The organism is Bacillus sp. FSL M8-0277, assembly GCF_037975305.1.
GTDB classification, from domain to species: Bacteria; Bacillota; Bacilli; order Bacillales; family Bacillaceae; genus Bacillus; species Bacillus pumilus.
Genome location: NZ_CP150255.1, coordinates 31,236 through 49,853, shown reverse-complemented (window position 1 = coordinate 49,853; position 18,618 = coordinate 31,236). Strand labels below are relative to the sequence as shown.

Annotated in this window: 18 protein-coding genes, 2 tRNA genes and 3 rRNA genes; 1 reads left to right on the top strand and 22 read right to left on the bottom strand. The window is 43.7% G+C overall.

Annotated elements, in window-relative coordinates; translation table 11 throughout:
- Positions 1-1,992, bottom strand: coding sequence for a methionine--tRNA ligase (gene metG / locus MKZ05_RS00260; protein ID WP_284907844.1), 1,992 nt, complete (start codon positions 1,990-1,992; stop codon positions 1-3).
- Between the two features lie 520 nt (positions 1,993-2,512).
- On the opposite strand from metG, the gene MKZ05_RS00255 reads away from it, so the two are divergent.
- Positions 2,513-2,803: an AbrB/MazE/SpoVT family DNA-binding domain-containing protein gene (locus tag MKZ05_RS00255; protein ID WP_087975202.1), complete on the top strand. Its 291-nt coding sequence runs from the start codon at positions 2,513-2,515 to the stop codon at positions 2,801-2,803.
- 45 nt (positions 2,804-2,848) lie between these two features.
- On the opposite strand, the gene rsmI is transcribed toward MKZ05_RS00255, so the two are convergent.
- From rsmI to recR, 21 genes are all read right to left on the bottom strand, one after another.
- Positions 2,849-3,727, bottom strand: a complete 879-nt coding sequence (rsmI, locus tag MKZ05_RS00250) for a 16S rRNA (cytidine(1402)-2'-O)-methyltransferase (RefSeq protein WP_106033207.1) — start codon at positions 3,725-3,727, stop codon at positions 2,849-2,851.
- The gene (locus tag MKZ05_RS00245) at positions 3,705-4,001 is read right to left on the bottom strand and encodes a GIY-YIG nuclease family protein (RefSeq protein ID WP_003217970.1); all 297 of its coding nucleotides are present in this window, start codon (positions 3,999-4,001) and stop codon (positions 3,705-3,707) included. The genes rsmI and MKZ05_RS00245 overlap by 23 nt, the downstream gene beginning before the upstream one ends.
- Positions 3,988-4,731: a tRNA1(Val) (adenine(37)-N6)-methyltransferase gene (locus tag MKZ05_RS00240; RefSeq protein WP_044140390.1), complete on the bottom strand. Its 744-nt coding sequence runs from the start codon at positions 4,729-4,731 to the stop codon at positions 3,988-3,990. Before MKZ05_RS00240 ends, MKZ05_RS00245 begins: the two co-directional genes overlap by 14 nt.
- Positions 4,732-4,786: 55 nt before the next feature.
- On the bottom strand, positions 4,787-5,140 hold the full coding sequence (gene yabA, locus MKZ05_RS00235) for a DNA replication initiation control protein YabA (protein ID WP_003217957.1): 354 nt from the start codon (positions 5,138-5,140) through the stop codon (positions 4,787-4,789).
- A gap of 14 nt (positions 5,141-5,154) precedes the next feature.
- A complete protein-coding gene (locus MKZ05_RS00230) occupies positions 5,155-5,982 on the bottom strand; it encodes a stage 0 sporulation family protein (protein WP_003217932.1) in 828 nt (275 codons plus the stop codon).
- A 2-nt stretch (positions 5,983-5,984) separates the two neighbouring features.
- On the bottom strand, positions 5,985-6,974 hold the full coding sequence (gene holB, locus MKZ05_RS00225; protein ID WP_327840476.1) for a DNA polymerase III subunit delta': 990 nt from the start codon (positions 6,972-6,974) through the stop codon (positions 5,985-5,987).
- 11 nt (positions 6,975-6,985) lie between these two features.
- Positions 6,986-7,426, bottom strand: a complete 441-nt coding sequence (locus tag MKZ05_RS00220) for a DUF327 family protein (RefSeq protein WP_044140388.1) — start codon at positions 7,424-7,426, stop codon at positions 6,986-6,988.
- 12 nt (positions 7,427-7,438) lie between these two features.
- Complete coding sequence (locus MKZ05_RS00215) at positions 7,439-7,768, bottom strand: cyclic-di-AMP receptor (RefSeq protein ID WP_012008640.1); 330 nt, start codon at positions 7,766-7,768, stop codon at positions 7,439-7,441.
- A 79-nt stretch (positions 7,769-7,847) separates the two neighbouring features.
- Positions 7,848-8,486 carry a dTMP kinase gene (gene tmk / locus MKZ05_RS00210; RefSeq protein WP_044140387.1) on the bottom strand — a complete coding sequence of 213 codons (639 nt, stop codon included), beginning with the start codon at positions 8,484-8,486 and terminating at the stop codon, positions 7,848-7,850.
- Positions 8,483-9,892: an aminotransferase class I/II-fold pyridoxal phosphate-dependent enzyme gene (locus tag MKZ05_RS00205; RefSeq protein WP_327840473.1), complete on the bottom strand. Its 1,410-nt coding sequence runs from the start codon at positions 9,890-9,892 to the stop codon at positions 8,483-8,485. The genes tmk and MKZ05_RS00205 overlap by 4 nt, the downstream gene beginning before the upstream one ends.
- Before the next feature lie 77 nt (positions 9,893-9,969).
- Positions 9,970-11,028, bottom strand: a complete 1,059-nt coding sequence (locus MKZ05_RS00200; protein ID WP_327840471.1) for a toxic anion resistance protein — start codon at positions 11,026-11,028, stop codon at positions 9,970-9,972.
- A gap of 19 nt (positions 11,029-11,047) precedes the next feature.
- A complete protein-coding gene (locus tag MKZ05_RS00195) occupies positions 11,048-11,662 on the bottom strand; it encodes a 5-bromo-4-chloroindolyl phosphate hydrolysis family protein (protein ID WP_327840468.1) in 615 nt (204 codons plus the stop codon).
- 128 nt (positions 11,663-11,790) lie between these two features.
- Positions 11,791-11,982 (bottom strand): sigma factor G inhibitor Gin, encoded by a 192-nt coding sequence (locus MKZ05_RS00190; RefSeq protein ID WP_003217973.1) that lies wholly within the window; start codon positions 11,980-11,982, stop codon positions 11,791-11,793.
- A gap of 171 nt (positions 11,983-12,153) precedes the next feature.
- Positions 12,154-12,269: ribosomal RNA gene (rrf, locus tag MKZ05_RS00185) — 5S ribosomal RNA — on the bottom strand.
- A 61-nt stretch (positions 12,270-12,330) separates the two neighbouring features.
- Positions 12,331-15,261, bottom strand: a 23S ribosomal RNA gene (locus tag MKZ05_RS00180).
- Positions 15,262-15,359: 98 nt separating this feature from the next.
- Positions 15,360-15,435 (bottom strand) — tRNA-Ala (locus MKZ05_RS00175).
- Between the two features lie 14 nt (positions 15,436-15,449).
- Positions 15,450-15,526, bottom strand: a tRNA-Ile gene (locus MKZ05_RS00170).
- Between the two features lie 95 nt (positions 15,527-15,621).
- Positions 15,622-17,170 (bottom strand): 16S ribosomal RNA (locus MKZ05_RS00165).
- Together the 16S, 23S and 5S rRNA genes with 2 tRNA genes alongside form the textbook arrangement of a ribosomal RNA operon.
- Positions 17,171-17,445: 275 nt before the next feature.
- On the bottom strand, positions 17,446-17,709 hold the full coding sequence (locus tag MKZ05_RS00160) for a pro-sigmaK processing inhibitor BofA family protein (RefSeq protein ID WP_003218084.1): 264 nt from the start codon (positions 17,707-17,709) through the stop codon (positions 17,446-17,448).
- A 66-nt stretch (positions 17,710-17,775) separates the two neighbouring features.
- Complete coding sequence (locus MKZ05_RS00155; RefSeq protein ID WP_050945829.1) at positions 17,776-18,000, bottom strand: YaaL family protein; 225 nt, start codon at positions 17,998-18,000, stop codon at positions 17,776-17,778.
- An 18-nt stretch (positions 18,001-18,018) separates the two neighbouring features.
- A complete protein-coding gene (recR, locus tag MKZ05_RS00150; protein WP_050945828.1) occupies positions 18,019-18,615 on the bottom strand; it encodes a recombination protein RecR in 597 nt (198 codons plus the stop codon).
- Between the last annotated feature and the right edge of the window lie 3 nt (positions 18,616-18,618).

Sequence of the window (18,618 nt, the reverse complement as noted above, 5' to 3'; positions counted from 1 at the left end):
TTATAAAATTTTTGTTCCATTTGCTAGAGATTGATCCACTTCAAGAACCTGCAATTTCCCGCTAGTTTCTCCAGTTAAAATCATTCCCTGGGAAATTTCCCCTCTGAGTTTAACTGGTGTGAGATTTGCTACACAGACGAGCTTCTTCCCTACTAATTCCTCAGGTTGATAATGCTTGGCTATCCCTGAAACAATTTGTCTCTTTTCAAATCCAAAATCAAGCTGCAGCTTTAAGAGACGATCTGCTTTTTTCACTGGGGCTGCTTCCAGTACCTGTGCGACTCGAAGATCAACTTTTGAGAAATCATCAAAAGCAATTTCTGCTCCTAGCTCAGGTAATTCTGTTTCTACTTTCTCTTCTTCTACCTTTGGTGCACTTCCCTGCATTTTCTCTTTAATATATGCTACTTCTTCTTCAACCTCTAAACGCGGGAACAAAGGCTCGCCTTTTTGTACCGTCGCTTGTTGAATCGCACCGAAAGATAGAATGCTATCCCAGCTTTTAAGCTTCTCTTCTTCAATGCCAAGCTGGAAGAAAATTTTCTCAGGTGTTTTCGTTAGGAAAGGCGTTAAGAGCACTGCTGTGATGCGGAGTGATTCTGCTAAATGATACATCACAGAATGCAGCTCTTTTCGTTTTGTTTCATCCTTTGCCAGCACCCAAGGAGCTGTCTGGTCAATATATTTATTGGTTCTGCTGATTAATGTCCAAACATTTGAAAGAGCCACAGAGAATTCAAGGTTTTCCATCGCTTCTTCATAGGCTTTGACTGTTTGCTCAGCTACTGCTTTAAGCTCCTCATCAAACTCATTAACTGGACCCTTATAGCTGCTTAATGTACCGTCAAAATATTTTTGAACCATCGCAACTGTACGGTTAAGCAAGTTACCTAAGTCATTGGCAAGGTCATAGTTTACACGTTCCACGAATCCTTCTGGTGTAAACACACCATCCGCACCAAATGGTACTTCACGAAGGAGGTAATAACGAAGGGCATCAAGACCGTAGCGATCTATTAATGTGACCGGATCTACTACGTTCCCTTTTGATTTAGACATCTTACCATCCTTCATCAACAGCCAGCCGTGTGCGAAAATTTGTTTCGGCAGCGGCAGATCGAGTGCCATCAGCATAATTGGCCAATAAATCGTATGAAAACGAACAATTTCTTTCCCTACGAGGTGCACGTTGGCAGGCCAATATTTTTTATATTTTTCATCCTGATCAGTTCCGTAACCAATCGCAGTTAAATAGTTGAACAACGCATCAATCCATACATAGATGACGTGCTTTGGATTGTTTGGAACTTTAATTCCCCAGTCAAAGGTTGTTCTTGATACAGCTAGATCCTCTAAACCTGGTTTGATGAAGTTATTGATCATTTCATTCTTTCTTGATTCAGGCTGAATGAACGTTGGATTCTTTTCGTAATAGTCTAGTAAACGATCCGCATACTTACTCATACGGAAGAAATATGATTCCTCTTTAATTAATTCGACAGGATGTCCGCTGTCAGGGCTTTTCCCGCCAGTGACTTCTCCTTTTTCATTCCGCTCAACATCCACAAGCTGTGTTTCCGTATAGAATGTCTCATCAGGAATACTGTACCAGCCTTCATATTGGTCTAAATAAATATCGCCTTGATCAAGCAGCTTTTGAAACACTTGCTCAATGATTTTCGTATGTCTTTTTTCTGTTGTACGGATGAAATCATCATTGGAAATGTCGAGTTTCTTCCATAGTGATTGAATGTCTGCTACGACAGGATCTAAATACTCGATCGGTGTGATGTTTTGTTCTTCAGCTTTTTGCTGAATTTTTTGTCCGTGCTCATCTGTACCCGTTAAATACATCACATCATAGCCTTGAAGACGTTTATAACGAGCCATAGCATCCCCTGCTACTGTCGTATAAGCATGTCCAATATGTAATTTTCCGCTCGGATAGTAAATAGGTGTTGTCAGATAGAACGTTTTTTTCTTTTCCGGCATGTTGGAACCTCCTGCGTGTGTGTAAATGTCAAAAACTCCCGCCCAATGGACGAGAGCGGTTATCATCATTACATGAAAATGTGTTAGATCCATTTATTAAATTTTGCACTTGTGCTTTCTCTATGATACCATCTTAGCCTTTAAGATCAAGCATATATACATAGAACAAGATGAAATGATCGAAAAAGATGAGTTTTTCGAAAAAAACGACAAACCTGTCGACATTTTGTCGAATATTGTCGTATGAAATCTATCTCCAGATTTACAATTGGCTAATTTAGGGCAAAAGTCTTGTTAATCTGAACTCGTCATTTCTCATATTTTCATAGAAAAAAGCCGCAAAATCCTTATAAATCAGTAGTTTCAAGGTCTTTTGACTTTAAGAGTCATATTTTACAAACAATAGTAAACAAAATGATTGACGATTTATGGAAACCTTGTTATGCTATGAATGTAAGGAATTTGTCGAATAATGACGAAGATAATATTATATTAAGAATAAGAACTCTTTGGGAGGAGAATGAAGATGAAATCTACAGGTATTGTACGTAAAGTTGACGAATTAGGGCGCGTGGTGATTCCAATCGAACTTCGCCGTACTCTAGGAATCGCTGAAAAAGACGCTTTGGAAATTTATGTTGATGATGAAAAAATTATCCTAAAAAAATATAAACCAAACATGACTTGCCAAGTTACAGGTGAAGTATCAGACGATAACCTTAAACTTGCTAATGGTAAATTAGTTCTTAGCCGTGAAGGTGCAGAGCAAATCATTAACGAAATCCAAAACCAACTTCAATCACAAAAATAAGTTTGATATAAAAAAGGTTCTTGCACCGTTTGCAAGAACCTTTCTTTATTGTTCAATATGATAGGCATCGTATATGGTGCGCTTTGGTACACCGCGTTCGACGGCTGCATGTTTAATGGCTTCCTTCGACGTTAATCCTTCCCCTATGTAATGGATTACGTGTTCCTTTTCAGATAAGGACTTCCACCAGACATCTTCATTTAGCTCTTCTTCATCTTGATCGTTACCTTGTACGACTAGACAGAATTCACCTCGGATTTGATTCTCTACCGCCCATGTCAGCACAGACTCTAAATCTCCACGAATAAACTCTTCAAATTTTTTCGTTAGTTCTCTCGTAATGGCGATATTCCGGTTGCCCCACACTTCCTTCATCAAAGTCAGCGTTTCTTTTAACCGATGAGGCGCTTCATAGAAAATGATTGTTTCTTGACGCTTCTTCAAAGCTTCGAGCTGTTTTTTCTTTTCCTTTTTTTGTCGGTCAAGAAATCCATAAAAGAAAAATGGCTGTGGCGTGATCCCTGAGGCAATGAGTGCTGTAAGTGCAGCATTTGCTCCAGGTAACGGAACGACATAACCGCCGATATTCGTAAAGTCTCGGACCACTTCAGCACCTGGATCAGAAATTGTCGGTAAACCAGCATCACTCACGAGTGCGATGTTTTTTCCTTCTTTTAACCATTCGATCAACTTGTGACCGCTGCTGTCTTTGTTATGCTCATGATAACTCGTTAATGGCGTATCAATTTCATAGACATGACAAAGTTTTTTCGTTTGTCTTGTATCCTCTGCGGCAATATAGTCTACATCTTTTAATGTTTGTATGGCTCGAAACGTCATATCTTCTAAATTGCCAATTGGGGTTGGGACGAGATATAGAATGCCCATATCTGATTGACCATCAAAGCTTTTCTGTGTTTTCATGTGCCGCCTCCTTTTCAATACGCATTTCTTCTATATAAAGATCTTTCTTTTTCCGTGTCCACGTTTTGAAACGATATTCTTGCTGCATGGCTTCTCTCTTGGTTGCAAAACATTCATGATAATACAGCTCAACTGGCCGTCTTGCTCTTGTATACTTTGCTCCCTTTCCACTATTGTGGGTCGTCAGTCTTTTTTGTAAATCATTTGTATAACCTGCATATAGGCTGCCGTCTGCACATTTCAATACATAGAAATAATGATTATGCTTCTCCATACAGTATCGTCCTGATTTCCTCAGTATACTCTTGATCATCTCCATAAACAAAAAGAGGCGGGAGAATTTTCAGGTCTGGTTTTCCATCTTTTATCCCCTCTACTAAGATGGTATTGGCTTCCTTACCCTGTTTTGGATAAACAAATTGAATTCGTTTTGGCTCAATTCGGTACTTCTTCATCAATTCCACAATCTCAAGTAGCCGGCCAGGCCGATGAACCATCGCCAGTTTCCCTCCTTGCTTCAGCAGCGTGGAAGAAACGCGAATGACATCTTCTAATGTACAATGAATTTCATGCCGAGCAATGGCCAAGTATTCATTCTCATTGATTTCTTCTTTAGAAGGTGTCTTAAAATATGGTGGATTACATGTGATGACATCTACTTTGTGATTGCCGTAGCGTGCTGGCATATCATTCAGATCGCCATGAATCAGTTCTATCTGCTTTTCAAGTTGATTATACGCCACACTTCTTTTTGCCATATCAAACAGCCGTTCTTGAATTTCGACCCCAGTAATGGAGGCTTTAGATCGAGTCGAAAGCAGCAATGGCACAATGCCATTCCCCGTACAAAGATCAATGATCTCTCCTTTTTGGATGGGCACATACGCAAATTTTGCTAATAACACTGCGTCCAATGAAAAGGCGAAAACCGTTTTACTTTGAATAATTTTCATATCTTCGGCGAGCAAATAATCTAATCGTTCATCTTCTCTTAACGAAACCATGATGTATCCTTTCTTTTCCTGTGAAAAAGGCTTCCGATTCAGCGGAAGCCTTTTCTCATTTTTTATTTAAAAATGACAGACAGAACAAACAGTCTCCCTCTTTACGTATGCTTCCATAATGTACATTGCAAATATGGAAGCCCTCCTGATATAACCGAGCCAGGTTATCATGACCTTCTCCTATATCAGAATGACCTGGTTTCTGAGCAGAATCATTCTCTGTCTCAGACGATTTGTCCCGATCGGACTGATCCAGACGTTCACGCAAGTGCTGATTCTCCATCTGCAGCTGATGATTTTCTTCAATCACTTCACCGATATGATTTTTCAAATCACCTAACTGGCGATAAAGAGAACCAATTTGTTCTTCTAAATTGATCACCGTATCAAATAGTTCCTTTTTATCCAAGGTGGCACACCTCGTTACTCAGTTGTTTGTGCAGATACAACGCCTTCTTGTAATAATTCTTCCCAAGTATATTCTACCACTTTTTCTTGCCCGGTTAATTCAACTTGCAAAATTCGTTCTAAAATGTTGAGCCCTACTACCTTTGCAGAGCCACTAGATGTTTGAATCGTTTCACCGATATCCGGCAATTGTTCTTTCGCTGTTTCATACTCATCATTCTCATATTTCAAGCAACACATCAAACGACCGCAAAGCCCTGAAATTTTTGTAGGATTTAGCGACAGGTTTTGATCTTTTGCCATCTTAATGGATACTGGTTCAAAGTCTCCTAAGAATGTCGAACAGCAAAGCATTCGCCCGCAAGGTCCTATGCCACCCAGCATTTTTGCCTCGTCTCTTACACCAATCTGGCGAAGTTCAATTCTCGTTTTGAAGATCGATGCAAGATCCTTCACTAGCTCACGGAAATCTACTCTGCCATCCGCTGTGAAGTAGAAAATGACCTTGTTTCGGTCAAATGTAAATTCAACATCAACCAGCTTCATTTCAAGACCGTGTTCACTTACCTTCTGAAGACATGTATCAAAGGCTGTCATCGCTGCTTCTTTGTTTTCCTCAACGATGAGTCGGTCTCGTTCGTCTGCTACACGAATCACCTTACGCAGAGGAAGAACGACATCGTGTTCATCTACTTTTTTATTAGCGATGACCACTTGTCCGTACTCAACTCCTCTGACCGTCTCTACAATGACACAACTATCATTTTCTATATGAAATCCATTAGGATCGAAATAATAGATTTTGCCCGCTTTTTTAAAGCGAACACCAATTACGTTGTACAAGCTTATCCCTCCTGCAACATCAACACCAATTGCTCCATCAGCCCTTGGGCATTCACGTTGGATTGAAGTCTCTTTTTCGCTTCTAATACAGCAAGGATCTGGTTCGTCACCATCTGCTGTGTGGAATGCAGCGCGTGCTGCTTCATTGTCTGGAATAAGTCTTGATAAATGACTTTATCTTCATTTCCTATTTGAATCGACAATACATCACGATATATAAATAAAAGCATATCCAGACCTGTTTCTTGAAGGTCTTTCTCTTTGAAAAAAGGCATCCATTGATCTTGTATATAAAAAAATGCATGTTCTTTTCGCTGGTGTAAGACTTCATACAATTTTATCACTTTCGCTCTAGACTCTGCAAACTGATCATTTCGACTTAATTCGAGTGCTTCTGCTAAATTGTTGGTTAAATTCGACAAAAGCCTTGCAAGATGCTGAGATACGCCTTCTTGTAATAGCTGCTGCTCCAAGGATTGTGGCTGCAGCGGCTGAAAGCTGAGCATCTGACATCTTGAAATAATCGTATCCAACATTTTATGCGATTGCTCAGTGATTAAAATTGCCATCGTTTCCCGGTTAGGCTCCTCTAGGAACTTTAATAAACTGTTCGCAGCATTAACCGTCATTTTGTCCGCATGAAGAATGATATACATTTTTCGGTGAGATTCCACACCTGCTTTTGTAAATTCCTCTTGCAATGCCTGTACTTGCGCTTTCTTAATTGATTGACCATCAGGCTGCACGAGATGTAAATCGGGATGGTTACCTGACTCAATCCTCTTGCAGTTTTGACAGGATTCACACGGTTTCACTCCTGATTCCAAGCAAAAAAAACTCTTAGCCAAAAGCATCGCAGCTTCCCGCTTACCAGTACCCTTTTTTCCTTCAAATAAGTAGGCATGCGCAAGTCGATCTTTATCAATACTATTAAAAATCAGCCGCATGACGCGCGGCTGCAAATCATTCATGTCATCCCAGCTAATTGCCATGTTATCACTCTCTATGTGTAAAGGTTAATCAATAAACCTTTTATTTCTCCAATACGTTCAAGCAAATCAATAGATGGCTTCTCTTGGTCCATCATATCCTCTGTTAATTCAATCAGCTTTTCATCTAATGCTTTGACTAAAGCGAGTGTACGCGTGTTGCCATAAATGTCAAAGCTTCTTGATGTTTCTATATTTAACCCATTATCGACTGTCTCTTTCACAAAGCGCTTCACAAGACCTTTAAACCTAGCCAAGTCCTTTAAGTTTCGTGACTTTGTCAGCTTTTTACCGAACACTTCGATATCACTCAGCATAACCGTCAGCTGCTCTAAGCGCATTTTGCCGCTTTGCGTCTCCATCGATGCTTTAAAAGAGGCAGATGTCTGGCTTCCTTTCATGCCTTGGAGTTCACGCTTTTCTAAAAGCAGCCGCATATCTTGATTAATTTTCACAGCAACCCATCCTTAGAATTGATGAAATTGTTCAACTGGCAGAATAAAGACAGTAGCTCCACCAACTTCAACCTCAACAGGGTATGGTACATATGAATCTGCGTTACCACCCATTGGAGATACAGGTGCAATCATTTGATCACGTTTACGGCAATTTTCTTTTATAAGCTGTAACGCTTTATCCACTCGGACATCATCACAACCAATGATAAAAGTCGTATTCCCAGACTTTAAAAACCCACCAGTTGAAGCTAATTTTGTCACGCCGAATTGATGTTCAGTCAATATTTTCAACAACTTGCTGCTATCTTGGTCCTGTACAACGGCAACAATTAATTTCATTTGATTGGCCTCCTTTGTTTTAGGCACAGGTGACATGCCGATGTCTTCCTCTATATTATAACAACGATTGGGAATGAGGTCATTTTTGATTTTTCTTTAATGTGTCCTGAATCACTCGAAGTACTTCTTCATAAACATTTTGCATCGGCTGAGAAGCATCCACTACATGGAATCGTTCTGGTGATTGCGCAATAAGTAGTTCATAGCCTTCTCTGACCAACTGGTGGAAATTCAGCGTCTCCATGTCTAATCGATTCTTTTCTCTTCCTTGATTGGCGTGAATTCGCTTTAGTCCTTCCTCAGGTGTAATGGAAAAGTAAATCGTCATTTGCGGCATCGTGCCATCAATAGCAAAGTCGTTAATTGATCTGACTTGGTCAATTCCAAGCCCTCTCGCATAGCCTTGATAAGCAAGAGAGCTATCAACAAAACGATCACACAAGACTGTCTCTCCGCGCTGCAATGCCGGTTCTACCTTTTCAGCCAAATGCTGCCTTCTTGCTGCTGCATACAGCAATGCCTCTGTTTTCGCGTCCATTTTTGTATTTTTTTCATTTAAAATGACTTCACGGATCTGCTCAGCAATGTCAATGCCACCCGGCTCGCGTGTCGCCATCACTGCATATCCTTGACGTTCCATTTCTTCGTACACTTTTCGTATCACTGTCGTTTTTCCGGCACCCTCTGGCCCTTCAAACGTAATAAACATACCACTCATAGTGTCTCCTCTTCTATATAAACATATAATTTTCTCTGATGAATGACCTGACTTGCTTGAATATGAACCTCGTGACCAAGCAAACGGCTTAACGCCTCAATTTGTTCTTTTTCAATACGCTCTCCCTTAATCATCAAAGGAATTCCAGGTGGATAGGGAATAATGGATTCTGCACTCATCCGGCCTGCTGCATGTTCAAATGGGACAGCCTCTATGTCTTGATTTTGTACATCAGTCTCAATAGATATCGTCTCATTTTGGATATGTTTTTTTCCTTTGAGCAATGAATCACTTTGCTTAAGAGCCTGCTCAATCCGCTTGAAAGGAACGTTCTGCCTCTGTTCTAAGCTAAGTACAAGTAAAACCTGATGTTCGTCCGCAAGCTCTGGATGAACATCCACTGATTCAAGCACCTGCTTTAGTTCGTAACCAGTCAGTCCTTTTGTTGATCGAATGACGCATTTTAAAGGATCGGAATGTAGCGAGTCAGGTTCAACCACTTCAAGATGGGTCAGACGGTTGAACTGATCTTTCAGCTCTGTCAGTTCTTTCATGATTACATCCAATGTCCCTTTTCCTTTGATCTCCTCGACATAAGCTCTTGCTACATCTAATGAGGCCATAATTGGATAAGAGGGCGAACTACTTTGAAGCATCGTGAGCAAGGTTTTCAAACGCTTCGCATCGATTCGGTCCCCTTGAAGATGAAGATAGGAACCCATCGTCATTGCCGGAAGGGTTTTATGTGCTGATTGTACCACCACGTCCGCTCCATAGGAAAGAGCAGATGGAGGAAAGGCACCGGCTAAGACAAAATGCGCACCATGTGCCTCATCAACCAAAACAACCATACCTGCTTCATGACACATGTGAATCAGCTTTGATAAATCAGCTGCGTGTCCGTAGTAGTTCGGATAAGTCAAAACGATTGCCCGGCAATGAGGATGTCTCGCTATGGCTTTTCTCACTGTATCATCCGTCACATGTGTTGGAACGTGCAAGTGTGCGTCTATCTCAGCGTCTATCAAAATAGGCGTTGCCCCTGCAAGCTCGATCGCATGAAAGACAGACTTATGGCAATTACGCTGGACAAAAATCTCGTCTCCCATGCGGCATGCTGTCATCACCATCGCCAAATTTCCGACTGTTGTGCCATTCACAAGGAAGAAGCTTTGACCTGAACCATATAGCTTAGTCAATAAATGTTCTGCCTCTTGGATGACCCCAGTCGGGTGATGAAGATCATCTAGGCCTTCAAGCTCCGTCACATCCAATTGAAGGATTGAAGCATAGTGAGACCGTGCCTCATCAAAAAAGACATCTCCATTGTGATGTCCTGGAACGTGAAAAGAATAAGGCTTCTTTTCCGCATGCTGTGCTAATGCTGTATATAAAGGTGTTCTCAAACAAATCGACCCTTTTCACTTTAACGATATCTTAAGTCTATTATAACGTTCAAACAAGTGAACCGAAAGATGGTTTCTCATTCCTTTATTGGATTCGCCAACTGCTGCTCTGCCTCATACATACTGCTTTTCAATTGAGCTCGCTCTTGGCTTCCATGCTCTTTCACCTGTAATGTTTCCTGTAATGTTTCAGCTAATTGACGTTGAACCTTTTTCAACGTATCTATAGGGGCTAAAGTTGCCTCTTCAAGAATCTGCCCCTGCTGTTTCGATACATTTTCATATGTTTTTTGGATTCGGTTCTCAAGAGCTGAATTGGCCCGCTGCTGAATATGTGTTAATGCAATCGACATTTGGTTGATCCATAGAGGAATAGATGCTGAAACAGTTGATTGAATGTGATTGGCCAATGTATGATTCGTATGCTGGATCATCCGAATTTGAGCATTACATTGCAATGCAATTTGCCGGCTTAACAGCAAATCATACTTTCGTTCCTTTAGTCTCTCCACATACTCTTCTTCATTGACTTCTTGACTCATCAATTGCTCCTCTAACGTCCGTTCAACAGAAAGTTGCGTTTCTGAAAGAGGCTGCTGCTCTAACGTTGTCATTTTCGCTTCAACTGCGGCAACCTGCATCGTCATCTCTTGAAAATATGTTTGATTTTCTTCAAATAAACGCTCTAATAATATATGATCCGAGATTAATACACCTCTTGCATAACGAAGCCTTGCGGACAATCTCTCGATCTGTGATTTTGCATGTTGAAATCGTGATATGATCTCCTGAATAGATCGCTTATCCCGTTGAAACCATTTCAAAAAAAAGCCCTGTTTCTTTGGCACTAAATCCTCAGGCTCCACTACTTGCAGCTGCTGCAAAAAGGCTTCAAGCACGTCTCCTATTTGATCGATATCTTTTTTCTCAACATATTTCATCATCTGTTGTGATTGTTCCAATAGTCGTTCCTGCACACGTGTACCATAGAAAAGGAGCTTTTGCGGATTTTCAGGGATCTGCTGAGCTCGCTGCACAGCTTCTTTTTTCTCTTCATCAGATAAGGTATCAAACACCCGAAACTGAAGATCTATATTGGAGGCAGGTGATGTTGTGGCGCGATCTTCCGGTTTCATCGAGTTTGACTCCTTTCATCTATTTCTTCATCATTTTATCAGCTACTTCAAGCTCAATATGAAGAGCTTCTATATCTCTTCCTAACGCTTGCTGCAAATCATTCGTCAATTGCTTTTGCAGCTCTGTCAATGTCACTCGGGTTTGGCTCAATGTCATTTCCAGCTCATGACTACGATTAGGCTGATTATACAAGAGTGCATATTTCTCAGTTAGTTCAACGACAGAATCTAAGCTTTCAAAATAAAAACGCTGTGCATCATAAAAGCGATTAGGCTCTTTTTTTGTTATTGTATAGATTCGTCGTGCAAGCCGAAAAACTTCATAATTATGTTTGATCGTTTGTACGTTTTTCACAGCAAATAAAGCTTTTTTTAAACGCACAAGCTTTTGTCCTGCTTCTTTTAAATGCTGTTTGATATATACATAATCACTACGAGACAGTCCATGTTTCTTTAAAAACAATTGGAAAGCAGTCCATCTGCTCCCCACAAACATCACGCCCCACCCAATCATCGCATACAGTATCGATAATCCAGCATGATGATGGAAAACCCCTATACTGACGGTTAAAATCACAAGCGAAAAAAAAGTAGAGAGGATGGCCCATATAAATGTATAAAAGATTGATTTCATGTTCATCGACTCCTATGAATAATCAGGCTCTCTGTTTATCTTATTATGAATTACGGATGATGTCCAAACTAAGTTCCAAAAAACAAGCCCAATCCTTCATTGCTCATAAAAAAAGACCATCTAGTGGTCTATGAATACAAAGGCGGCGTATGAAGATTTTTAAGCTTTCTCACATAATCGGAATAGCTAGGATCCGAGGTCGATGTAGAAATTAACTTTCGCTCACAGTCGCGGCACAAAAACTGATGATATAAATAAATTCCCTTTGTCTTTTTCTCTTCACAAATCAAACAAATCGCTTCTCGCTCTTTTTTGCTCATTGTGACACCTCCACTTATAGCTTCAGTATGCCCTAGCGCTTTCAATTGTATACAAAATTAAGAATGTTTCAGATGGTAGTTTAGTATATGTATCCATGTCAGATCGGGTGTTTGTTCCTTTTCTTAAAAAACAAAAAAGACCAGTTCCGTATGGAACTGATCCTTATACAAGCTTGGCGGCGTCCTACTCTCACAGGGGGAGACCCCCAACTACCATCGGCGCTGAAGAGCTTAACTTCCGTGTTCGGTATGGGAACGGGTGTGACCTCTTCGCTATCGCCACCAAACCTGATGGAGAGAATGTTCTCTCAAAACTAGATAACAATGTTCAAGCTTCACATTAGAATATAGGTTAAGTCCTCGATCTATTAGTATCTGTCAGCTCCACGTGTCACCACGCTTCCACCTCAGACCTATCAACCTGATCATCTTTCAGGGATCTTACTTCCTTGCGGAATGGGAAATCTCATCTTGAGGGGGGCTTCATGCTTAGATGCTTTCAGCACTTATCCCGTCCGCACATAGCTACCCAGCGATGCCCTTGGCAGAACAACTGGTACACCAGCGGTGCGTCCATCCCGGTCCTCTCGTACTAAGGACAGCTCCTCTCAAATTTCCTGCGCCCGCGACGGATAGGGACCGAACTGTCTCACGACGTTCTGAACCCAGCTCGCGTACCGCTTTAATGGGCGAACAGCCCAACCCTTGGGACCGACTACAGCCCCAGGATGCGATGAGCCGACATCGAGGTGCCAAACCTCCCCGTCGATGTGGACTCTTGGGGGAGATAAGCCTGTTATCCCCGGGGTAGCTTTTATCCGTTGAGCGATGGCCCTTCCATGCGGAACCACCGGATCACTAAGCCCGACTTTCGTCCCTGCTCGACTTGTAGGTCTCGCAGTCAAGCTCCCTTGTGCCTTTACACTCTGCGAATGATTTCCAACCATTCTGAGGGAACCTTTGGGCGCCTCCGTTACATTTTAGGAGGCGACCGCCCCAGTCAAACTGCCCACCTGACACTGTCTCCCTGCCCGATAAGGGCAGCGGGTTAGAAGGTCAATACAGCCAGGGTAGTATCCCACCGATGCCTCCACCGAAGCTAGCGCTCCGGTTTCCAAGGCTCCTACCTATCCTGTACAAGCTGTACCAACATTCAATATCAGGCTGCAGTAAAGCTCCACGGGGTCTTTCCGTCCTGTCGCGGGTAACCTGCATCTTCACAGGTACTATAATTTCACCGAGTCTCTCGTTGAGACAGTGCCCAGATCGTTGCGCCTTTCGTGCGGGTCGGAACTTACCCGACAAGGAATTTCGCTACCTTAGGACCGTTATAGTTACGGCCGCCGTTTACTGGGGCTTCAATTCGCACCTTCGCTTACGCTAAGCGCTCCTCTTAACCTTCCAGCACCGGGCAGGCGTCAGCCCCTATACTTCGCCTTACGGCTTCGCAGAGACCTGTGTTTTTGCTAAACAGTCGCCTGGGCCTATTCACTGCGGCTTCTCGGGGCTTTAACACCCTAAGAAGCACCCCTTCTCCCGAAGTTACGGGGTCATTTTGCCGAGTTCCTTAACGAGAGTTCTCTCGATCACCTTAGGATTCTCTCCTCGCCTACCTGTGTCGGTTTGCGGTACGGGCACCTCTCACCTCGCTAGAGGCTTTTCTTGGCAGTGTGGAATCAGGAACTTCGCTACTAAATTTCGCTCGCCATCACAGCTCAGCCTTTACGGGAAACGGATTTGCCTATTTCCCAGCCTAACTGCTTGGACGCGGATATCCAATACCGCGCTTACCCTATCCTCCTGCGTCCCCCCATTGCTCAAATGGTGAGGAGGTGGTACAGGAATATCAACCTGTTGTCCATCGCCTACGCCTTTCGGCCTCGGCTTAGGTCCCGACTAACCCTGAGCGGACGAGCCTTCCTCAGGAAACCTTAGGCATTCGGTGGACGGGATTCTCACCCGTCTTTCGCTACTCATACCGGCATTCTCACTTCTAAGCGCTCCACCAGTCCTTCCGGTCTGACTTCACAGCACTTAGAACGCTCTCCTACCACTGTTCGTAAGAACAGTCCGCAGCTTCGGTGATACGTTTAGCCCCGGTACATTTTCGGCGCAGAGTCACTCGACCAGTGAGCTATTACGCACTCTTTAAATGGTGGCTGCTTCTAAGCCAACATCCTGGTTGTCTAAGCAACTCCACATCCTTTTCCACTTAACGTATACTTTGGGACCTTAGCTGGCGGTCTGGGCTGTTTCCCTTTCGACTACGGATCTTATCACTCGCAGTCTGACTCCCAAGGATAAGTCATCGGCATTCGGAGTTTGACTGAATTCGGTAACCCGGTAGGGGCCCCTAGTCCAATCAGTGCTCTACCTCCGAGACTCTTACCTTGAGGCTAGCCCTAAAGCTATTTCGGAGAGAACCAGCTATCTCCAGGTTCGATTGGCATTTCACCCCTACCCACACCTCATCCCCGCACTTTTCAACGTGCGTGGGTTCGGGCCTCCATTCAGTGTTACCTGAACTTCACCCTGGACATGGGTAGATCACCTGGTTTCGGGTCTACGACCACGTACTCATGCGCCCTATTCAGACTCGCTTTCGCTGCGGCTCCGCATCTTCTGCTTAACCTTGCACGGGATCGTAACTCGCCGGTTCATTCTACAAAAGGCACGCCATCACCCTTTAACGGGCTCTGACTACTTGTAGGCACACGGTTTCAGGATCTATTTCACTCCCCTTCCGGGGTGCTTTTCACCTTTCCCTCACGGTACTGGTTCACTATCGGTCACTAGGGAGTATTTAGCCTTGGGAGATGGTCCTCCCGGATTCCGACGGAATTTCACGTGTTCCGCCGTACTCAGGATCCACTCTGGAGAGAACAACATTTCAGTTACAGGGCTGTTACCTTCTTTGGCGGGCCTTTCCAGACCTCTTCGCTTATATCGTTCCTTTGTAACTCCGTATAGAGTGTCCTACAACCCCAAGAGGCAAGCCTCTTGGTTTGGGCTGTTCCCGTTTCGCTCGCCGCTACTCAGGGAATCGCATTTGCTTTCTCTTCCTCCGGGTACTTAGATGTTTCAGTTCCCCGGGTATGCCTTCTCATACTCTATGTATTCAAGTATGGATACTACTCCATTACGAGCAGTGGGTTTCCCCATTCGGAAATCTCCGGATCAAAGCTTGCTTACAGCTCCCCGAAGCATATCGGTGTTCGTCCCGTCCTTCATCGGCTCCTAGTGCCAAGGCATCCACCGTGCGCCCTTTCTAACTTAACCATTTCTTACTTTAGAAAGAATCACTATGTGTGATGAACTTTGCATTGCATTCAATGTGAATGTATTACTTATTGTTATCTAGTTTTCAAAGAACACGTTGGTGGAGCCTAGCGGGATCGAACCGCTGACCTCCTGCGTGCAAGGCAGGCGCTCTCCCAGCTGAGCTAAGGCCCCGATTTAATAGAAGATGGTGGGCCTGAGTGGACTCGAACCACCGACCTCACGCTTATCAGGCGTGCGCTCTAACCAGCTGAGCTACAGGCCCATCTTTCATATCGAAGATATGATGTTGTAGGATCTTTTGCAAGTTCCTTCAAAACTAAACAAGACGAAAACGCACACTGCTCCATATATCCTTAGAAAGGAGGTGATCCAGCCGCACCTTCCGATACGGCTACCTTGTTACGACTTCACCCCAATCATCTGCCCCACCTTCGGCGGCTGGCTCCATAAAGGTTACCTCACCGACTTCGGGTGTTGCAAACTCTCGTGGTGTGACGGGCGGTGTGTACAAGGCCCGGGAACGTATTCACCGCGGCATGCTGATCCGCGATTACTAGCGATTCCAGCTTCACGCAGTCGAGTTGCAGACTGCGATCCGAACTGAGAACAGATTTATGGGATTGGCTAAACCTTGCGGTCTCGCAGCCCTTTGTTCTGTCCATTGTAGCACGTGTGTAGCCCAGGTCATAAGGGGCATGATGATTTGACGTCATCCCCACCTTCCTCCGGTTTGTCACCGGCAGTCACCTTAGAGTGCCCAACTAAATGCTGGCAACTAAGATCAAGGGTTGCGCTCGTTGCGGGACTTAACCCAACATCTCACGACACGAGCTGACGACAACCATGCACCACCTGTCACTCTGTCCCCGAAGGGAAAGCCCTATCTCTAGGGTTGTCAGAGGATGTCAAGACCTGGTAAGGTTCTTCGCGTTGCTTCGAATTAAACCACATGCTCCACCGCTTGTGCGGGCCCCCGTCAATTCCTTTGAGTTTCAGTCTTGCGACCGTACTCCCCAGGCGGAGTGCTTAATGCGTTAGCTGCAGCACTAAGGGGCGGAAACCCCCTAACACTTAGCACTCATCGTTTACGGCGTGGACTACCAGGGTATCTAATCCTGTTCGCTCCCCACGCTTTCGCTCCTCAGCGTCAGTTACAGACCAGAGAGTCGCCTTCGCCACTGGTGTTCCTCCACATCTCTACGCATTTCACCGCTACACGTGGAATTCCACTCTCCTCTTCTGCACTCAAGTTTCCCAGTTTCCAATGACCCTCCCCGGTTGAGCCGGGGGCTTTCACATCAGACTTAAGAAACCGCCTGCGAGCCCTTTACGCCCAATAATTCCGGACAACGCTTGCCACCTACGTATTACCGCGGCTGCTGGCACGTAGTTAGCCGTGGCTTTCTGGTTAGGTACCGTCAAGGTGCGAGCAGTTACTCTCGCACTTGTTCTTCCCTAACAACAGAGCTTTACGATCCGAAAACCTTCATCACTCACGCGGCGTTGCTCCGTCAGACTTTCGTCCATTGCGGAAGATTCCCTACTGCTGCCTCCCGTAGGAGTCTGGGCCGTGTCTCAGTCCCAGTGTGGCCGATCACCCTCTCAGGTCGGCTACGCATCGTCGCCTTGGTGAGCCATTACCCCACCAACTAGCTAATGCGCCGCGGGTCCATCTGTAAGTGACAGCCGAAACCGTCTTTCATCCTTGAACCATGCGGTTCAAGGAACTATCCGGTATTAGCTCCGGTTTCCCGGAGTTATCCCAGTCTTACAGGCAGGTTACCCACGTGTTACTCACCCGTCCGCCGCTAACATCCGGGAGCAAGCTCCCTTCTGTTCGCTCGACTTGCATGTATTAGGCACGCCGCCAGCGTTCGTCCTGAGCCAGGATCAAACTCTCCGAAAAAGTACAAAACCGAAGTTTTGTTTTTCGTCAGCGTTTGACTGACTACCTATGATATAACATAGGATTTTTTATAAAAACTCGAATTAACAGGTACGTTTTGTCTTGTTTAGTTTTCAAAGAACTTGTTTACCGCTTCAGAAGCGACTAGAACATCATACCATATTTAAATTGTTGATGTCAACAACTTTTTTGTTATCATGTTATTTCGTTTCTTCGTCATCAGCGACGTATATTAATTTACCACCATAAGGGATCAAAGTCAACAATATTTCTCATTAAATAATAAATTTTTCAATTACGACTAAAGCTGCTACGCCTGGGATGCCCAATAGACCACTGATTCCACTTGTTACAGGGTTAATAGAGACATGTAATCCTAGACTCTCACCAAATAGATTGAGGCAAAATAAAAAAAGAGCACCTGCCACAAACTTTATTCCGATCAGCCCTAACCATTTGATGGGGTTCGCTTGAACACCTGACATAAACAACAATAATACAGCAAGCAAAATTGACCCGATCACAATAACAGGTTCCATAATCCTCTCATCTCCTCTTCATATGAATAGTACAAGCATATGAGAGGACTATGTAAAATAGACCTGCTATCTCCAGTTGTTTAAACGTAAATTCCTCTTTTTCGCTTCTCTTAGATAGAAAAAGTACTTCGCTTGAGCAAGCTTTAATTCGAATAGAATGTCCGGTGAAGGATCAACGCTATTTGCGACAAGCTTTTTTTGTCTGTTCCATTCTTCCTTTTGCTTAAAAAGCTGTTGAATTAATTTCTCATCGAATTCTTTTCGAATTGATTTTCTGCGAAGAAAACCCATGTACCGTACTTCTCCTTCCTACATCTCACGTCTGCCCTCTAGAGCTTTAGACAGTGTGACTTCATCCGCATACTCTAAGTCTCCACCTACTGGTAGTCCGTGAGCAATACGAGAGAGTTTAATTCCTGATGGTTTCAACAATCTAGAGATATACATGGCTGTAGCCTCTCCTTCAATGTTTGGATTCGTTGCAAGGATTACCTCTGTCACTTGATCGTCTTGCAATCTTTTTAACAGGTCAGGAATTTTAATGTCCTCTGGGCCAATGCCATCCATTGGCGAAATGGCACCATGAAGCACATGATATAAGCCGTTGTATTCTTTCATCTTTTCCATTGCGATCACATCTTTTGGATCTTGTACTACACAGATAACAGATTGATCTCTTCTTGTATCTTCACAAATATAGCAAGGATCTTGATCTGTGATATGGCCGCATACCGAGCAATTAGTTAAATTACGCTTTGCGTTAACAAGCGCCTTCGCGAAATCTAGTACGACATCTTCCTGCATACTAAGAACAAAAAAAGCCAGACGGACCGCGGTTTTCGGTCCGATTCCTGGCAATTTCATAAAGCTGTCTATCAGCTTTGATATTGGTTCAGGATATTGCATCTT